This window comes from Saccharopolyspora gloriosae, assembly GCF_022828475.1.
Classification (GTDB): domain Bacteria; phylum Actinomycetota; class Actinomycetes; order Mycobacteriales; family Pseudonocardiaceae; genus Saccharopolyspora_C; species Saccharopolyspora_C gloriosae_A.
On the sequence record NZ_CP059557.1, the window covers coordinates 426,984 to 441,877 of the forward strand.

Below are 14,894 nucleotides of genomic sequence, written 5' to 3' on the forward strand. Positions count from 1 at the left end.
CGCGCCGGAATCTCCGGCACCGCCGCACGTCGGTGAGCCGGTTCCGGCACCGGCTTCGGCGCGGATTCCGGTCGGCCCGCCGCCCGGCGGACCGCACCCGTACGGCCAGCACGCAGACCAGCAGTCATCCGGTCCGCACTCGGTCGGCCCGCAGCCGGGACCGCAGCAGGCCGGGCCGCCATCGACAGGGCCGCAGCAGCCCGGACCACAGCCCTCGGGACCGCCACCGACCGGACCGCAGCCCTCGGGGCCGCCACCGGTCGGGCCGCAGGGCGGGCCGCCACCGGGGCCTCCGCCACCGGGCGGGCAGCAGGCGCCGGTGCCGCCGATGTTCCACGGACCGCCGCCGAATTCGAACGAATGGGCCGCCGCACCGGGGCCTGGGCAGCCGCCGCAGGGGCGGCCGCAACCCGGTGCGCCCCAATCGGGACGACGGCACGCCGAACCCGAACAGCCGGAACCTGAGGACCTGTTCGGATTGCCGGAGGCACCGGCCGCTTCCGGCGGCCTGATCGGACCACCCGGCGAGGTCGAGGAGCCGCCGCGACCCGGCGCGCCCGGACAAGGCCCGCCGGGCCGCGCCCCGGACCAGCAGCCGGCCCCGCCGGGGCACCGAGCAGGCCCGCCGCAGATGCCGCACCGTGTTCCTGGCCAGGCCGGGGAGCCGACGCCGGACGCCGCCCGCGCGGTGCCGCCCGGCCGGCCACCCGTTCCGCCCGAGGCCGCCCGGCGACCGGAGCCGATGTCGCCGCCGGGAGGCATGCCGATGCCCCCCGGAGCGGAACCGATGTCACCGCCTCGTGGCATGCCGATGCCGCCCGCCGGGGGCCGATGCCTCCAGAAGCGGCGCCGCCGATGCCCGCCGGGCCTGGTCCGGTCTCGCCGCCGCGCGGCATGCCGGCCCCCGGCGCGGAACCCACGCAGGCACCGCCCGCCGCAGCGGCGGACCCTATGCGTCCGCCGCAGGCGGGACCACGTCCGGAGGGACCGCCGATCCAGCAGGGCGGCCCGCCATCGGGTCCCCACAACCGGCCGCCGATGCCGCCGCAGCAACCTCCGCCGCCCCAGCAGCAACCCGCGCCGCAGCAGCAGCGGTTCGAGCAGCCGCCGCAGCATCCCGGGCAGCAGCAACAGCCCGAGCAGCCGCCGCAACCTCCGCAACGGCCAGAGCCGCATGCCGGGGACCAGCAGCAACCTCCGCAACGGCCAGAGCCGCAGCAACCTCCGCAGCGGCAGGTCGACCGGTACGAGGCACGCCCCGACGGCGGCTTCGGCCCGATGGGCTCCAAGGCGCGGTCGTCGACGTCGCGGTCCGGTCGCGGTTCCCGCCGCACGTCCTGGACCGCGGAGGAGATCCAGCCGGAGTCGCGCGAGCGCGAGTTCAGCACCGGCGGCTACCGGCCCGGAGAGGCAGGACCGAACGAGCGAGGCCCGCAGTTCCTCCTCGAAGCCGACGACGTCTACGACGAGGAGTACGGCGGCGGACGCCTGGTGGCGCCGCCGGTGCTCGGCGAAGCACCGCCGGGCTACCGCGACTTCTGACCCGCGACACGCTCTGATCCCCTGGTTCACCGGCGGGCTCCGCGGGAGTCCGCCGTACCGAAGGTGAGATACGACAGCCGATGGTCGACACGATCGCCCTCTCCCTGCCCGCCGTGGACGTGCTCGGCGAGCAGCTCAACCTGGACGTCCGGCAGTACCCGTTCGAGCTGTCCCGCCCGGAGGAGTCCGCCGAGGAACGCGCCAGGCTGGTGGCTCAGGTGTGGGCGGAACTGGAAGCCTCGGGTCTCGCCGTAGACGGCCGCCCGGAGCCGGAGGTCGAGGACGCGCTGTACCTGTTGTGCGGCTCCGAGGTGTCCATCGCCGCCGCCGGTCTGGTCGACGTGCGCACCGGGCAGCGGCTCGCCGCGCGCGTCGTCGCGACGGGTGAGGTCGGTGTGGTGGGGGTGCTCGACGGGCGGCGGCTGCACTTGGAGTTCCTCGACCCGCACGACTTGCCGGAGGTGTGCGCGGACCTGCTCCCGCAGGCCCCGGCGGCCGCGGGCGAAGCGGTGCGGGCCGAGCGCACGGCCCGGTCCCGCGCGCTGGAGGAGATCATCGGACGGCCCCGGCATCGGATCGGCCACTTCCTGGTCTCCGGAGCCGACCGGCGGACCGGTTCCTCGTCCGCGCATCCCGGCTTGACCTGGTTCGACAACGACCTCGGCCGCTTCACGCTGTTCGGCGAGCCGTCCACGGACGTGCTGACCTGCGCCCCAGGAGACAGGGGTGCGATCGCCGACCGACTCGCCGACCTCCTGTCCCGAGTCGCCCACGACTGAGAGCCGAGAGCCCTTCGCAGAACGACCTGCGTAGCGGGTCGGGAACGCCGGCGGTGCACTGCGGGATCGACGTCTCGTGCACATCAGCGATCTTGTTCGGTGTGTTGTCAGCGGCGAAGCCGTGAGCAGCGACCATCCAAGCAAGCCGACCACCGCCGGGTTCTCAGCCGGTTCCTCGCGAGGACGGCGTTTTCCCTCGTCGCGGAGCCACTCGGGAAAGAGATCCCGCAGCGAGGAACCAGCCGTGGTTCCGCTGCCACCTTGCTACCCGGACCGTCGCGACGGAATCCAACGTGTGATTCGCATCCGCCGCCGACTGGTGGGTGCGTGGACGGGCGCGGGTGCGGCAGGCTGGGGAGTGTGATGCGGGAGCGGCAGACCGGGCGGGCACCTACCGGCCCGGAACCGGGCGACCAGGAATCGGGTGTCCCTGGACCAGGTGCGGAGCGGGATTCGTTGATGCGGCTGCTCGGCGGCCGCACGAGCGCGCTGGACGCCAGCTTGCCGCCGGTGCTGTTCGGCCTCGGCTGGTACGTCGGCGGCGAATCGATCGCCGCCGGTGGCGTGGCGGCCGTCGCGGTCGGTGCGGTGCTCGGCGGGTGGCGGCTGCACAAGGGCGCTCGTCCGCTGGCGGTGCTGGTGAGCCTGCTCGCGGTGCTGCTCGGCGCGGTGCTCGCGTTGTACACCGGCAACGCGGCGGACTTCTTCCTGGCGCGGCTGGTCACCAACGCCGTGAGCGCGTTGATGTGGATGGTGAGCATCGCGGCCCGCTGGCCGCTGCTGGGCATCATCGTGGGCACGCTGCTGGGGCAGGGGCGTGGCTGGCGGCGCGATCCGGCGCTGCTGCGCGGCTACAGCCTGGCGAGCTGGGTGTGGGTCGGGCAGTACGTGGTGCGGCTGCTGGTGTTCATCCCGCTGTGGCTGGCCGATGCCGTGCTGGCGTTGAGCGCGGCGCAGGCGATCCTCACGTGGCCGCTGGTGGCCGTGTGCATCGCCGCGAGCTGGTGGGTGCTGCGTCGTTCGCTGCCCGCCGAGCATCCGGGCATTCGCCATCCACGACTCCCGGGCGAACCTGAACCCGCCGTCCGCTCTGCGGGTGATGAGTGAGCCGGCGTTCAGATTCCCGGGTAGCGGGGCGCGGCCGGGTCGTGGTCGAGGGCCGCGAGCCAGGCCGCTCCTGCGGCGCCCGGTCCGGCCAGGTGCAGTGGGGTGCCGGGCAGCCGGGCGCCGAGTTCCGCGCGTAGCGCGGTGCCGACCGGGTTGCCCTCGGCGGTGAGTCCGCCCGCCAGCACGATCGGCCCGGAGTCGCGGGCGCGCACGGCGGTGTCGGCGAGTTCGACGGCCGCGCGGTCCACGATGCCGGAACCCGCCGGGTCGTCGTCCGCGCAGGCGGCGGTGACCAGCGGTGCGAGCTCGGCGAGCCGGATCGGTGGCGCCCCGTTCACCGCGGTGATCAGCCGCTTGCGCACCCGGACCGGTTCGTCCGCCGGGACCTCGTCGAGCACGGTGAGCAGCACTGATCGGGCGAGTCCGGCGTCGGGCACGGCTCCCAGGTCCAAGGTGCGCAGCGCGTGCCGGACCGCTTCCCGGCCGAGCCAGAACGCCGACCCCTCATCGCCGAGCAGCCAGCCGTGCCCGCCCGCGGAGGCCGTTTCCCGGTGGTCTTCGATCCGGGCGGCGATGGCGCCGGTGCCCGCGATGAGCACGGTTCCGGTGGCGGCCGAGGTGCCCGCCGCGAACGCCACCTCGCAGTCGCTGACGACCCGCACCGGGCAGTTCAGGCCCAGCGAGTTCCAGCCCTGCTCGAACAGTCCGGCCACTCGCGGATCCGTCATGGCGCTCACTCCGGCCATGCCGAGCACCGCGGACCGCACCGAGCGCCCGTCGAGCTCGCCGAGCGCGGCGCGGGCCGCCGCGGTGACCTGCGCGGCGGCGTCCTCCGGGGGATGCGAGTTCGGGTTGCCGCCCCCTGCGGCACCGGCGCCGACGAGACGTCCGTCCAGATCGCCGACCTGGGCGCGGCTGGAGGTACCGCCGATGTCGAGCCCGAGCACAAACTCCATGCGGTCCGTTGTACTCGCGGAGTGGCCTGCGCAGGTGGTCGGGTGGCGGAACCTCGGCGGCTTCCTCGCTGCGGGATCTTTTTCCCGAGTGGCTCCGCGACGAGGGAAAAGCCGTCCTCGCGAGGAAGCCGCCGAGAACCCGCCGATGGTCATCTTGATCAAGCTGGTCACTGCTCATCGGCTTCGCCGCTGACAGGACATGGAGCGAAGCCGGCTCGACGAAGGCTCCTCGGCCGGGACCGAGCGGCGTTCGAGCGCCTTCGGGAAGGGGATGGCGGCCCTGCGCCGAAGCGCGGAACGGGGGCGGGCCACACTGTGGGATCGATCGCCGGGAGCAGCCGCGGCCGGGGGAGGAAACAGCGATGACCGTCGACGCGCATCACCACCTGTGGGACATCGACGTCCGGGACCAGCCGTGGATCACCGGACCCGAGATGGAGCCGTTGCGCCGCGACTTCCGGCCCACCGACCTGGCGCAGGCCGTCCGCGGCACCTCGGTGGACACGACGGTGCTGGTGCAGACCGTCGCGGATCCGGAGGAGACGCCGGAGATGCTGGTGCTCGCCGACTCGGTGAACTGCATCGGTGCCGTCGTGGGCTGGGTGGACCTCACCGCGCGCGGCGTGCGGGAACAGCTCGGTGCCCTGCTGTCGCACCCGGCGGGCCGCTGGTTGAAGGGCATCCGGCACCCGGTGGAGTTCGAGGCGGATCCGGAGTGGCTGAGCAGGCCCGACGTGCTGCGCGGACTCGCGGCGGTGGAGGACGCCGGGCTGGTGTTCGACCTGCTGGTACGCCCGGAGCAGCTCCCCGCGGCGATCAAAGCGGTGGGCGAGTTCCCGCAGCTGACCTTCGTGCTCGATCACTGCGGCAAGCCTCCCGTCGGGGGCGATCTGCGGCGGTGGGAGTCACTGGTGCGGCGCCTGGCGGAACACCCGAACGTGCTGTGCAAGCTGTCCGGGCTGGTCACCGAGGCGGCCGAGCGGCCGCCGGATGCGGCGACGCTGCGGCCGTGCGTCGAGATGGTGCTGGACGCGTTCGGGCCGAGCCGGTTGATGTTCGGCTCGGACTGGCCGGTGTGCGAGCTGGCCGCTCCCTACCGGGAGGTGCTGCGGCTGGCTTCGGAGCTGGTGGGCGGGTTGTCGCAGCGGGAGCGGATGGCGATCTTCGACGGCACCGCGCGCCAGGCCTACGAACTCTGAGCGCCCCTGCGAACCCTGATGGACCCTGTCGATCCTGCTGGCGCAGTCGCGTCGAGCGCGGCGGCTTGCTCCGGGTGATCAGCCACCGCGTTCGATCTTCGGCGTGTTCCGCATCGATCAGGGCGCTGCTCCGGCGGGAACGATCTGAAGAGATCGCGGACTCGTCGTGCTTTCCCCCGCCGTGGCGGTGGTCATTTCTGACCCGTTCGGCGTAATCTGACGCTGCCCGCCTCACCCCGCCCCCTCGGTGAGGCGGGCTCCAACTTTTCCGCCGCGCACCGGCCGGATGCTGCGGCTTTCTTCGATGGGACCGTTTTGGCAGGTCCCGGGACCGGGGCGAATCTCCGGAGTTCCCTTTCGTCCGAATAGACGAGTCGCTTCGAAACGGATCAGCGGGTGCGGGTGACCTTGGACAGCCCGCGCGGACGGTCCGGGTCGCCGCCGCGCGCCACGGCGAGGCGGAGCGCGAGCCGCTGTACCGGAAGGATCTCCAGGAGCGGCGCGAGTTCCTCGGCGCAGGCAGGCACCGGGATGTGGTGCGCCGCGGCGGGACCGGAGCCGAGGGTGCAGACGTCGGCGCCGCGTTCGCGGACCACGTCGAGCACCTCGCGCATCGCGGCGCCGCCTTGGCCCGCGCCGCTGACCGCGAGCACCGCCGTCTCGGCGTCGACGGCGGCCACCGGACCGTGCAGCAGATCCGCGCCGCTGTAGGCGCGGGCAGGCAGGTAGCTCGTCTCGGCCAGCTTGAGCGCGGCTTCCAGCGCGGTCGCCAGCGAGTAACCCCGAGCGGTGGTCACCAGCCGCCCGGCGAACCGGTAGCGGTGCACCGCTTCGGCCACCGCGTCGGAGCTCTCCGCCAGCGCCCGCTGCGCGAGGTCGGGGATCGCCGCGGCGTCCCGCCCGGTGCCGCCGCGCACGGCGTCGATCAGCAGGTACAGCGCGAGCAGGGTGGCGCTGTAGGTCTTGGTCGCGGCCACCGCTCGTTCCTGTCCGGCGCGGATGCCCACGGCGAGTTCGGCGGTGGCGTTCAGCGTCGAGCCGGGCGTGTTCGTGATCGCCACGGTGGTCGCGCCGCGGCGGCGGGCCGAGTCGGTGACCTCGATCAGGTCGGGGGAGCCGCCGCTCTGGCTGACGGTCAGCAGCAGCACGTCGCTGAGGTCTGGTTCGGCTCCGTAGAGCGTGGTGGTCGACGGCGAGACGAGTCCGGCGGGCAGTTGCAGCAGGACTTCGATCAGGTACTTGGCGTAGAGCGCCGCGTGATCACTGGAGCCGCGCGCCGCCAGCAGCGCGAATCGCGGCTTGCGCTGCGCGATGGTGGCCGCGACGGCGGCGATGTCGGTGGCCGCGAGCAGGTCGGCGAAGATCCGCGGCTGCTCGTCGATCTCGGCTCGCATGCTCTGGCCGGGGTTCGCCTCGCTCATGGGGCCTCTCCGTGGGGATTAGGTCTAGACCAATGCTAACCAACGTGCCGCTCCCCCGAGAGTGACGCGCGTGACACTCCTGCTGCCACCCGGCGTTCGATTCAAGATCACCAATGTGGGAAAACTGGGGAGAACGTGATGATCGTGCCGTTGTTCAGGCATGCTGGACAGTCGTGGCGCGGCGAGCGGTGAGTCGCCGCTCGCGCGGGGCGACGGCTCCACCGGGACGCGGCGGATGTCGGTGATCAGCGGCCGCGGCCATCGCGTCAGGGGCGAGGTTCGGCGGTAGGAGGACAGATGCTGGAAACGTCGGTGTCCGGCGGGGCGGACACCCCGGTGCGCGCACAGCGCGAACCCAAGTACTGGGGGCTCAAGCAACACCTGCTGGACATGCTGCGATCGCTACCGCCGGGATCACCGATCCCGACCGAACGCGCGCTGGCCGCCGAGTTCGACGTCTCCCGCACCACCGTGCGCCAGGCGCTCGCCGAACTCACCGTCGAAGGCCGGCTGCTGCGGGTGCAGGGCAAAGGGACCTTCGCGGCGAAACCGAAGGTCGCGCAGCGGCTCCAGCTGTCCAGCTACACCGAGGACATGCGAGCCCAGGGCCGCCAGCCCACCTCCCGGTTGCTGGAGGTCGTGGAGGAACCCGCCGATCACGAACTCGCGAGCCTGCTCGGCACCCGCGCGGGCGCGACGGCGCTGCGCCTGCGGCGGCTGCGGCTCGCCGACGGGGAACCGATGGCCATCGAGACCACGCACCTGGCGCTGTCCCGCTTCCGCGGCTTGACCACTCGGCTGGAGTCGGGCGGCTCGTTGTACCGGGTGCTGCGGGAGCACTTCGGCGTGGAACTCGGGCACGCCGACGAGACCATCGAAACCGCGTTGGCCAGCCCCGAGGAGGCCGAGACGCTCGGCGCCGAGGTGGGCCTGCCGATGCTGCTGCTGTCCCGGCACTCCTTCGACTCCGCCGGTGAACCCGTCGAATGGGTCCGCTCCATCTACCGCGGCGACCGCTACAAGTTCGTCGCCCGCCTGAACCCGCCGCAGTGACGGCCGCGCTCAGGCGAGGCTGAGCACGGCAGCGAAGTCCTCGGCGTCGATGTTGCCGCCGGAGACGACCGCGACGGTGCGGCCCGGCGGCAGTTGCCGGTGCAGGCAGGCCGCGACCGCGACCGCTCCGCTGCGCTCGGCCACGATCCGGGCGTGCCGGGCGAGGTGAGCGACGGCGGCGTCGATCTCCGGTTCGGTGACGGTGACGATGTCGTCCACGCGGTCCACCAGGTGCCGGAAGGTCAGCTCGGAGGGCTCGGCGGTGAGCCCGTCGGCACCGGTGCGGGTGCGCAGCTCGACCGGCCAGGACACCCGATGCCCCGCGTGCAGGCTTTCCCGCGCGTCCGCCGCCAGCTCCGGCTCCACTCCGACGATCTTCGCCGTGGGCCGCCGGGCGCGGATCGCGGTGGCGACTCCGGACAGCAGCCCGCCGCCGCTGACCGGCACCACCACCACGTCCACGTCCAGATCGGCCGCGATCTCCAGGCCGACGGTGCCCTGGCCCGCGATGACGGCGAGATCGTCGAACGGCGGCACCAGCGTCGCCGCCCGCTCGGCGGTGATCCGCCGCGCGGTGCTCTCCCGCTCGGCCACCTCGACCGGCACGATCTCGGCGCCGAGCGCTCGCGCGGCGGCGATCTTGGCGGCCGGTGCGGTGCGCGGGACGACGACCGTCGCGGGGACGCCGAAGGCGTGCGCCGCGTGCGCCACCGCGCGGGCGTGATTCCCGCTGGAATAGGCGACGACTCCGCGTGCCCGGACCGGTTCGGGGAGTGCGGCGATCGCGTTCAGCGCGCCGCGGATCTTGAACGCGCCGGTCGGTTGCAGGTTCTCCGGTTTCACCCAGACTTCCCGGTCGGCCCCGGGCAGCGGCAGCAACGGCGTGCGGACCGCCGCCGACGGTCCCGGCACGGCGTGAATGCGGTGCTGAGCGGCTTCGATGTCCTGCGGTGTCACCAGATCCATGCCCGTGATCATGGCCGATTCCGGCGTGTTCGCCCAGCGATGCGCTGACCTGCGACGGGGCGCTGCGGCCGAACGGTCGTGGGGATCAACTGACCGCATGGTTCAGAACTTGATCGTCCATTGTGCTCAATTCTGCCCTGATCGATACGGAATCCGTGCGCGCTTCCGGTGTTACCCGAAGTGGCAGTTATCACGAACGTGCAACAATCGGGAGAATCTCAGCGAGATCATTCGTTGACAGGTTCAGAGAGAGCGCGCCGAAGTAAGTGGGAGCCACATGGCGAAGGAGAATGCCGAACGGGGTGCGACCGGAACCGACGAGAACGACGAGGCCGCTGAAAAGAAATCCAAGAAGAAGATCGAATTGTCCGGCGCGCAGGTCACCGGTGGTGCCCTCGCGTCGGTGACCGCCGCCTTCCTCGGGTCGCACCTCGGGGTCGCGGGAACCGTCTTCGGGGCCGGATTGACCAGCGTCGTCATCACCGTTGGAGGCGCCCTCTACCAGCGTTCGCTGGAGAGCACCAAGGAGAAGCTGGAGACCACCAAGGACAAGGCGAACGTGGTCGCCGCCCGCGCGGCGCTCAAACGCGCCACCAAGGTGAGCCTCCAGCAGCCGCCGCCTCCGGAGCCGCGCGAGCAGCGCGCGATGACCTCCGCGTCGAAGGGCTCGGCACCCGCGGAAGAGGCCACCCGCAAGATCCGGGTACCCGGCGCGATGCAGTGGCCGGGCGGCGAACAGGTCGACTCCGACCCCGACGGCACCCGCCGGATGGGCGCCTCGGAAGCCGAGGCCAGGACCCGCATGCTCGCCTGGAACAACACGACCGACGCCACCAGGCAGACGGAGGGCGCCGGGCGGGATGTCACCGAGGAGGCGAAGACCGAGGTCGTCGCCTCCTCGGTGACAGGTCGCGGCATCCGATGGGGCGTCGTGGCCGTGACCAGCGCGCTGATGTTCGGGCTGGGCATGCTGGTGATCACCGGTTTCGAGGGGATCCTCGGCAAGCCGTTCTCCGGCGGCGACGGCGGCACCACGATCGGCCGGGTGTTCACCCCGGCGGCGAACCAGGGGCAGCGGACGCCCGCGCCGCAGGAGACCGAATCGGCGGAACCGAGCTCCTCGCAGGAGTCCGAGCCCACCACGTCGTCCTCGTCCGAGCAGTCCAGCGGCGAGCAGACCGCGCCCGGTGAGCCCGGCGAGACCGGGCAGAGCGAGCCGACCGAACCGACTCGGGAAACCGGGCGATCGGAGGCGCCGACCACCGAGGAGACCACCGGCGCCCCGCAGCTCCAGGAGCCCGGTGCCGGGGCTCCCGGCGGCGAGACCGGACAGCCGGAAAGCCCCGACACTCCGTAGTCGAATAGCAGCGAATGGTGATTATTCCCGGTTATCCCGCTGAATGGCGGGTTAACCGGGGATTCTTTTTTGATTGATGCGGCGAAAGGAGGATGTGCGACGGGTGGTCCCCACCAATACTTGCTCTCCGTCGGGATCTTTGAGCCCCACCTCAAGGAGTAGGAGACCACCTATGACGCGCAGACTCGCCGCCAGAGTGGCCGGGACGATCGTGCTGGCCGCCGGAACCGTCGCGGCCTTCACCATGCCCGCCTCGGCCACCGTCGCACCCGCGCCGCTGGAGAAGGCCGCAACTCAGCTCGAAGCCATGCAGCGCGACCTCGGACTCACCGCCGAGCAGGCGCAGGCCCGGTTGCACAGCGAGGCCATCGCGAACACCGCGGACCACACCTTGCGCGACTCGCTCGGCGGCGCGTTCGGCGGCTCCCGCTACGACGCCGAGCTGGGCAAGCTCGTCGTCGGCGTCACCGACTCGAACCTGATCGACCAGGTCCGGGCCGCCGGAGCCGAGGCGAAGCTGGTCGAGTTCAGCACCGCGCAGCTCAGCGGCGTGGTCGACGGCCTCAACACGCACCAGGCCCCGCAGGGCGTCACCGGCTGGTACCTCGACTCGGCCGCCAACTCGGTCGTGCTCACCGCCGCCACCGGTTCGGCCGCGACCGCCACCGAGTTCGTGCGCTCCACCGGAGTGGACGAGCAGGCGGTGCGCGTCGTCGAGTCCGAGGAGGCCCCGCGCCTGCTGGCCGACGTGGTGGGCGGCAACGCCTACACCATCGGCGGCAGCGCCCGCTGTTCCGTCGGCTTCTCGGTGGAGGGCGGCTTCGTCAGCGCCGGTCACTGCGGCAGCGAGGGCGACACCACCAGCACCCCGTCGGGCACGTTCGCCGGTTCCTCGTTCCCCGGCGACGACTACGGCTACGTCGAGACCGCGTCCGGTGAGACCCCGCAGCCGCTGGTGAACGACTACGCGGGCGGCACCGTCGGCGTCGCCGGTTCGACCGAGGCCGCGGAAGGCGCCTCGATCTGCCGGTCCGGTTCCACCACCGGCTGGCACTGCGGCACCGTCGAGGCCAAGAACCAGACGGTGAACTACGCCGAGGGCACCGTCGAGGGCCTGACCCGCACCGACGTGTGCGCCGAGCCCGGTGACTCCGGCGGTTCGTGGCTGTCCGACGACCAGGCGCAGGGCGTGACCTCCGGTGGTTCGGGCGACTGCACCAGCGGCGGCACCACGTACTTCCAGCCGGTCAACGAGATCCTGGACGCCTACGGCCTCACCCTGCTCACGCAGTGAGCCGGGTGATCCCGAACCGGCCCCTCAGGTTCGGGTGACACCTGATCCAGCCCGAGCGGGCTGCACCTCAGCCCCACGAGGTGCAGCCCGCTCGTCGTTGCCGGTGGGGCTCGGTCGAGCTCAGTTCGGGAGGCCGGCCTTGAGCGACTCGGCGGCGGCCTGCGGGTCCTCGGCTTCGGTGATCGCGCGCACCACGACGACGCGGTCCGCGCCCGCCGACACCGCCTCGGCGAGGTTCGCGTGCCCCACGCCGCCGATCGCAAACCACGGCCTGCCGTGCCCCCGGTGCTCCGCGGCGTGCCGCACCAGCTCCAGTCCCGCCGCCTCGCGGCCCGGTTTCGTCGGCGTCGTCCACACCGGGCCGGTGCAGAAGTAGTCCACGCCCGGTTCCGTCGCCGCCGCGTCCGCCTGCACCACGTCGTGCGTGGAACGGCCGATCACCACCTCATCACCGACGACGCGCCGCGCGGCCTGCACCGGCAGGTCGTCCTGGCCGAGGTGCAGCACGTCGGCCTCCGCGGTCAGAGCCACGTCCGCGCGGTCGTTCACCGCCAGCAGCGCGCCGTGCCGCACGCAGGCCTCCGCCAGCACCTCCAGCGCGGCGAGCTCCTGGCGTGCCTCCAACGGCGCACCGCCCGGAGTCTTGTCCCGCAGCTGGATGATGTCGACGCCGCCGGACAACGCGGCCTCGGCGAACTCGGCCAGATCACCTCGCTCGGCACGCGCGTCGGTGCAGAGGTACAGCCGTGCGTCGGCGAGCCGCGTGCGGATGCCGTAACCGTCCAATCCGGGCATGCCGTCCAGAGTATCCGCAGCGGGGAAGGGCACGGCCGGATGCTGACCTCGCCCGGAGGAGTGAGTACGGTGGGTGGTGGTCCGCACGGGAGTCCGGGGAAGAACCGGACTGAGAGGGGGCGAACGCCCCGACCGTCGAACCTGATCCGGGTCATGCCGGCGCAGGGAGCGTAGATGTCGCAGCAGTCAGCCGTCACCGTCGTGGGCGGCGGGATCATCGGTCTCGCCGTCGCGTGGAAAGCCGCGCGCGCGGGACACCGGGTTCGGGTCGTCGACGCGGGTGAACGCGCCGCGTCGTGGGTCGCGGGCGGCATGCTCGCGCCCGTCGCGGAAGCGGCGCCCGGCGAGGAGGAACTGCTGGAGCTCGGTTCGGCCTCGCTGCGGCGCTGGCCGGAGTTCGCCGCGGAACTGGCCGCCGCGTCCGGACTGCCCGCCGGGCTGCGTGAAGAGGGCACGCTCGTCGTCGGAGTGGACGGCGCCGACCGGTCCGAACTGGACATGCTCGCCGATCACCTCGGGTCCCTCGGGCGCAGCGTCACCAGGCTCAGCGGGCGCGAGGTGCGCCGCGCCGAACCGTCGCTGGGGCCTGCGGTGCGCCGCGGCCTGGAAGTGCCGGGTGATCTAGCCGTGGACAACAGGGTGGCCCTGGCCGCGCTGCGGGCGGCGGCAGCAGCGGCAGGCGTCGAGTTCCGCGACGGGCGGGCACGCCGGGTGCGGCCGGGCGCGGTGGATCTCGACGACGGAACCGTGCACTGCGACGTCGCGGTGATCGCCGCGGGCGCCCACTCCGGTGACCTGCACCCGGCGCTGACCGGCCGGATCCGGCCCGTCAAGGGAGAGGTGCTGCGGCTGCGAACGCGTCGCACCGCGCTGCCGCCGCCGACGCGGACCGTGCGCGGGCCGGTGCACGGCAGGCAGGTCTACCTGGTTCCGCGAGACGACGGCGGGCTCGTCGTCGGCGCCACCCAGTACGACGCCGGGTTCGACCTGGACGTCACCGTCGGCGGCGTGCGGGACCTGATGGCGGACGCGGAACGGCTGGTGCCCGGCATCGCCGAGTACGAGCTGGTCGAGGCCATCGCCGGACTGCGGCCCGGCACCCACGACAACCTGCCGCTGATCGGGGAGCTGGAGCCGGGGGTGCTGGCCGCGACCGGGCACCACCGCAACGGGTTCCTGCTCGCGCCGATCACCGCCGATGCCGTGCTGGCCGCGCTGTCCGGCGAGCAATCCCCGGCGGCCGCCGCAGAACCCCGGCGGGACGCGCGGCCCGATCCCGCGCGGTTCGCCAACGGGGCGTGGACATCGGACGGCGCACCCGTCGCAGACGACAGAGGAGGGCAACCGTGCAAGTAGTGATCAACGGATCGGCTCGGCCGGTCGACGTGGACGCCACGTTGGCGACGGCGCTGGCGGAGTTCGGTGTGGCGGAACAAGGCGTCGCCGTCGCCGTCGACGGAACCGTGGTGCCCAGGGCCTCCTGGACGGCCACCGAGTTGCGCGACGGCGCGGCCATCGAAGTGCTCACCGCAGTGCAGGGAGGCTGACGTGGACGATCCACTGGTGATCGCCGGACGCGAGTTCGGCTCGCGGCTGATCACGGGAACCGGGGGCGCGACGAACCTGTCGGTGCTGGAGCGCGCGCTGCTGGCATCGGGCACGGAGCTCACGACGGTGGCGATGCGCCGAGCCGACGCGGGCGGCCGCACCGGTGTGCTCGAGCTGCTGCACCGGCTCGGCATCGAGGCGTTGCCGAACACCGCGGGTTGTCGCACCTCGGCGGAGGCCGTCCTCACCGCGCAGCTGGCTCGGGAGGCGCTGGAGACGAACTGGGTGAAGCTGGAGGTGGTGGCCGACGAGGACACGTTGCTGCCCGATCCGGTGGAGCTGCTCGACGCCGCCGAGCAGCTCGTCGACCAGGGGTTCGTGGTGCTCGCCTACACCAACGACGACCCGGTGCTGGCGACGAGGCTCGCCGAGGTGGGCTGCGCGGCGGTGATGCCGCTGGGCTCCCCGATCGGCACGGGCCTGGGCATCCGAAATCCGCACAACATCGAGATGATCGTGTCCCGCGCGACCGTGCCGATCATCCTCGACGCGGGCATCGGCACCGCCTCCGACGCGGCGCTGGCGATGGAACTGGGCTGCGATGCGGTGCTGCTCGCCAGCGCCGTCACCCGAGCTCAGGACCCGGAGCGGATGGCCGCCGCGATGCGCGCCGCCGTCGACGCGGGCCGCCTGGCCTCGCAAGCGGGCCGCATCCCGCAACGCTTCTGGGCGAAGGCCTCCAGCCCCGTTCACCCCTGAGCTCCCGCCGAACCGCCTCGTCGAGATCCGCGAACAGCCGAACCGCGTCGTGCCCTGGCGCGCTCGTGGTGAGCGCGCCAGGGCACGGATCACTGCTCAGATCATCCTGGGATGAGCC

Annotated in this window: 14 protein-coding genes and 1 riboswitch; of the genes, 10 read left to right on the top strand and 4 right to left on the bottom strand. The window is 72.5% G+C overall.

Features of this window, described 5'->3' with window-relative positions; genetic code table 11:
• The first annotated feature begins 1,038 nt into the window (after positions 1–1,038).
• The 3 genes from H2Q94_RS01855 (at position 1,039) to H2Q94_RS01865 (ending at position 3,428) form a co-directional block, all read left to right on the top strand.
• A complete protein-coding gene (locus H2Q94_RS01855) occupies positions 1,039–1,542 on the top strand; it encodes a hypothetical protein (RefSeq protein WP_243796052.1) in 504 nt (167 codons plus the stop codon).
• Between the two features lie 80 nt (positions 1,543–1,622).
• A complete protein-coding gene (locus tag H2Q94_RS01860) occupies positions 1,623–2,321 on the top strand; it encodes an ESX secretion-associated protein EspG (RefSeq protein ID WP_243791326.1) in 699 nt (232 codons plus the stop codon).
• Between the two features lie 363 nt (positions 2,322–2,684).
• Positions 2,685–3,428 carry a DUF3159 domain-containing protein gene (locus tag H2Q94_RS01865; protein ID WP_309501112.1) on the top strand — a complete coding sequence of 248 codons (744 nt, stop codon included), beginning with the start codon at positions 2,685–2,687 and terminating at the stop codon, positions 3,426–3,428.
• A gap of 8 nt (positions 3,429–3,436) precedes the next feature.
• Here H2Q94_RS01865 and H2Q94_RS01870 read toward each other — a convergent pair whose 3' ends face one another.
• Positions 3,437–4,384: an N-acetylglucosamine kinase gene (locus H2Q94_RS01870; protein ID WP_243791328.1), complete on the bottom strand. Its 948-nt coding sequence runs from the start codon at positions 4,382–4,384 to the stop codon at positions 3,437–3,439.
• A 362-nt stretch (positions 4,385–4,746) separates the two neighbouring features.
• Between H2Q94_RS01870 and H2Q94_RS01875 the strand changes: the two genes are divergently transcribed.
• Positions 4,747–5,583: an amidohydrolase family protein gene (locus H2Q94_RS01875; RefSeq protein ID WP_243791330.1), complete on the top strand. Its 837-nt coding sequence runs from the start codon at positions 4,747–4,749 to the stop codon at positions 5,581–5,583.
• 389 nt (positions 5,584–5,972) lie between these two features.
• On the opposite strand, the gene H2Q94_RS01880 is transcribed toward H2Q94_RS01875, so the two are convergent.
• Positions 5,973–7,004, bottom strand: coding sequence for an SIS domain-containing protein (locus H2Q94_RS01880; RefSeq protein ID WP_243791332.1), 1,032 nt, complete (start codon positions 7,002–7,004; stop codon positions 5,973–5,975).
• Between the two features lie 297 nt (positions 7,005–7,301).
• On the opposite strand from H2Q94_RS01880, the gene H2Q94_RS01885 reads away from it, so the two are divergent.
• The gene (locus H2Q94_RS01885; RefSeq protein WP_243791335.1) at positions 7,302–8,057 is read left to right on the top strand and encodes a GntR family transcriptional regulator; all 756 of its coding nucleotides are present in this window, start codon (positions 7,302–7,304) and stop codon (positions 8,055–8,057) included.
• Between the two features lie 9 nt (positions 8,058–8,066).
• Here H2Q94_RS01885 and H2Q94_RS01890 read toward each other — a convergent pair whose 3' ends face one another.
• Positions 8,067–9,023 carry a threonine ammonia-lyase gene (locus H2Q94_RS01890; RefSeq protein ID WP_243791337.1) on the bottom strand — a complete coding sequence of 319 codons (957 nt, stop codon included), beginning with the start codon at positions 9,021–9,023 and terminating at the stop codon, positions 8,067–8,069.
• A 277-nt stretch (positions 9,024–9,300) separates the two neighbouring features.
• On the opposite strand from H2Q94_RS01890, the gene H2Q94_RS01895 reads away from it, so the two are divergent.
• Together H2Q94_RS01895 and H2Q94_RS01900 are read left to right on the top strand one after the other, a co-directional pair.
• Complete coding sequence (locus tag H2Q94_RS01895; RefSeq protein WP_243791339.1) at positions 9,301–10,380, top strand: hypothetical protein; 1,080 nt, start codon at positions 9,301–9,303, stop codon at positions 10,378–10,380.
• Between the two features lie 172 nt (positions 10,381–10,552).
• Entirely contained in the window at positions 10,553–11,674 is a 1,122-nt protein-coding gene (locus tag H2Q94_RS01900; protein WP_243791342.1) for a S1 family peptidase, read from the top strand.
• Positions 11,675–11,794: 120 nt separating this feature from the next.
• On the opposite strand, the gene thiE is transcribed toward H2Q94_RS01900, so the two are convergent.
• Positions 11,795–12,469, bottom strand: a complete 675-nt coding sequence (gene thiE, locus H2Q94_RS01905; protein WP_243791344.1) for a thiamine phosphate synthase — start codon at positions 12,467–12,469, stop codon at positions 11,795–11,797.
• A 75-nt stretch (positions 12,470–12,544) separates the two neighbouring features.
• A riboswitch (TPP riboswitch) is annotated at positions 12,545–12,654 on the top strand.
• Between thiE and thiO the strand changes: the two genes are divergently transcribed.
• From thiO to thiG, 3 genes are all read left to right on the top strand, one after another.
• Complete coding sequence (gene thiO, locus H2Q94_RS01910) at positions 12,644–13,825, top strand: glycine oxidase ThiO (RefSeq protein ID WP_243791346.1); 1,182 nt, start codon at positions 12,644–12,646, stop codon at positions 13,823–13,825. Its footprint overlaps the riboswitch before it by 11 nt.
• Positions 13,816–14,016 (top strand): sulfur carrier protein ThiS, encoded by a 201-nt coding sequence (thiS, locus tag H2Q94_RS01915; RefSeq protein ID WP_243791348.1) that lies wholly within the window; start codon positions 13,816–13,818, stop codon positions 14,014–14,016. Before thiO ends, thiS begins: the two co-directional genes overlap by 10 nt.
• A gap of 1 nt (position 14,017) precedes the next feature.
• On the top strand, positions 14,018–14,776 hold the full coding sequence (gene thiG / locus H2Q94_RS01920) for a thiazole synthase (RefSeq protein WP_243791350.1): 759 nt from the start codon (positions 14,018–14,020) through the stop codon (positions 14,774–14,776).
• Positions 14,777–14,894 lie beyond the last annotated feature (118 nt).

What these genes read in the sequence shown, in the direction of transcription:
- thiO (WP_243791346.1), top strand. Translation starts at nt 12,644, where the DNA reads ATGTCGCAGCAGTCAGCCGTCACCGTCGTGGGCGGCGGGATCATCGGT.
- H2Q94_RS01870 (WP_243791328.1), bottom strand. Translation starts at nt 4,384, where the DNA reads ATGGAGTTTGTGCTCGGGCTCGACATCGGCGGTACCTCCAGCCGCGCC.
- H2Q94_RS01895 (WP_243791339.1), top strand. Translation starts at nt 9,301, where the DNA reads ATGGCGAAGGAGAATGCCGAACGGGGTGCGACCGGAACCGACGAGAAC.
- H2Q94_RS01875 (WP_243791330.1), top strand. Translation starts at nt 4,747, where the DNA reads ATGACCGTCGACGCGCATCACCACCTGTGGGACATCGACGTCCGGGAC.
- H2Q94_RS01855 (WP_243796052.1), top strand. Translation starts at nt 1,039, where the DNA reads ATGCCGCCGCAGCAACCTCCGCCGCCCCAGCAGCAACCCGCGCCGCAG.
- H2Q94_RS01865 (WP_309501112.1), top strand. Translation starts at nt 2,685, where the DNA reads ATGCGGGAGCGGCAGACCGGGCGGGCACCTACCGGCCCGGAACCGGGC.
- H2Q94_RS01900 (WP_243791342.1), top strand. Translation starts at nt 10,553, where the DNA reads ATGACGCGCAGACTCGCCGCCAGAGTGGCCGGGACGATCGTGCTGGCC.
- thiE (WP_243791344.1), bottom strand. Translation starts at nt 12,469, where the DNA reads ATGCCCGGATTGGACGGTTACGGCATCCGCACGCGGCTCGCCGACGCA.
- H2Q94_RS01890 (WP_243791337.1), bottom strand. Translation starts at nt 9,023, where the DNA reads ATGGATCTGGTGACACCGCAGGACATCGAAGCCGCTCAGCACCGCATT.
- H2Q94_RS01885 (WP_243791335.1), top strand. Translation starts at nt 7,302, where the DNA reads ATGCTGGAAACGTCGGTGTCCGGCGGGGCGGACACCCCGGTGCGCGCA.
- H2Q94_RS01860 (WP_243791326.1), top strand. Translation starts at nt 1,623, where the DNA reads ATGGTCGACACGATCGCCCTCTCCCTGCCCGCCGTGGACGTGCTCGGC.
- H2Q94_RS01880 (WP_243791332.1), bottom strand. Translation starts at nt 7,004, where the DNA reads ATGAGCGAGGCGAACCCCGGCCAGAGCATGCGAGCCGAGATCGACGAG.